This window comes from Bilifractor sp. LCP21S3_F8 (assembly GCF_052117805.1).
GTDB lineage: Bacteria > Bacillota > Clostridia > Lachnospirales > Lachnospiraceae > Bilifractor.
In genome coordinates, this window is record NZ_JBQKIK010000068.1 from 1 (window position 1) to 629 (window position 629).

At 50.4% G+C, this 629-nt stretch carries 1 protein-coding gene; it reads right to left on the reverse strand.

Translation table 11 applies throughout. The annotated features are described in order from the left end of the window. Nucleotides 1–94: 94 nt before the first annotated feature. Nucleotides 95–346 (reverse strand): hypothetical protein, encoded by a 252-nt coding sequence (locus ACTQ3A_RS13905; RefSeq protein ID WP_441495194.1) that lies wholly within the window; start codon nt 344–346, stop codon nt 95–97. Nucleotides 347–629: the final 283 nt, after the last annotated feature.

Consider the following 629-nt stretch of genomic DNA (forward strand, 5'->3'; position numbering starts at 1 on the left):
TAATCCGCCCGCCGGCCATACCGGGCTCTGCTCCGTGACAACTGGGCTGATCTGCCGTTAATGGTGGGCTAATTAGCCGTGAAGAGCGGACTAATCACGCGAAATATACAGTGATGATGGCAAAATAACCGCACAATTCCAGCTCGGCCCGGATCACCTGAGGCTTCGGCTCTGCGTAAACAAACATGCCGCTTTCCTTATCCCTGTGCAGGAAGAAGTATTTTTCAAATGTCGGACCAAACTCCCGGTCTTCATCGCTGTGTGTATCCAGAAAGCTCTGCATCTGCTGGATCTTCTCTTCAAATCTGGCGCGTTCACCGGCCGCTTTCGCCGCACTATAATACATATGTATATCCCTGATGCATACACAAAAGTGTGAACCGTCTTCCCGTACACGCCGAATTCCGCGATCTGATTACTCCAGTCGTTCTCAAAGGAGCCTTTCTGCTGACGAATCTGATCATGAATAAAGTTCTTGATGCCTTTCACCATGATAATAAATGCAAATCCGTTTTCATTGCAAACAGCCACTTTCTGCGGACAGCAGGGCCGCATTTTCCGGACGGTTCGGGCCATATTAAACGGACAGCCTGGGAGATCAGTAGGGCAGAGGGTACTCCGCCCTACTG